The following is a 645-nucleotide window of genomic DNA, read 5'->3' as shown; positions in this document are numbered from 1 at the left end:
ATCTCGGTGTTCCTGCTCGACGACCACGAGATCGTCCGACGCGGCATCGCCCAACTCCTCGAGACCGAGGACGACATCCAGATCGTCGGCGAAGCCGCCACCGCCGCCCAAGCCCTCGCCCGCATCCCCGCCGTCCGCCCCGACGTCGCCATCCTCGACGTCCGCCTCCCCGACGGCGAAGGCGTCGCCGTCTGCCGCGACGTCCGCTCCGCCACCTCCCCACCACCCGCCTGCCTCATGCTCACCTCCTTCTCCGACGACGAAGCCCTCTTCGGCGCGATCATGGCCGGCGCCTCCGGCTACCTGCTCAAACAAGTCGCCGGCACCGACCTCATCGGCGCCGTCCGCACCGTCGCCGCCGGCGGCTCACTCCTCGACCCCAAAGCCACCGCCTCCGTCCTCGAACGCCTCCGCCGCGGCGAGGACACCGAAGACCCCCGCTACGCCGGCCTCTCCCCCCAGGAACGACGCATCCTCGACCTCGTCGCCGACGGCCTGACCAACAAACAGATCGGCGCCGAACTGTTCCTCGCCGAGAAGACCGTCAAGAACTACGTGTCCTCACTGCTGCACAAGCTCGGCTTCTCCCGCCGCACCGAGGCCGCCGTCTACGCCGAACGACGCCGCGCCGGCCAGTAGCCGCCG

Annotated in this window: 1 protein-coding gene; it reads left to right on the top strand. The window is 70.5% G+C overall.

The features are described from left to right. Nucleotides 1-639, top strand: a 639-nt coding sequence (locus tag PSD17_RS16795; protein ID WP_339123417.1) for a response regulator transcription factor, incomplete at its 5' end; no start/stop codon positions are given. Nucleotides 640-645: the final 6 nt, after the last annotated feature.

This window comes from Pseudonocardia sp. D17 (assembly GCF_036984265.1).
In the GTDB taxonomy this organism is placed as follows: domain Bacteria; phylum Actinomycetota; class Actinomycetes; order Mycobacteriales; family Pseudonocardiaceae; genus Pseudonocardia; species Pseudonocardia benzenivorans.
Note: the sequence above shows the minus strand (reverse complement) of the source record. Positions and strands in the feature narration are given on the sequence as shown.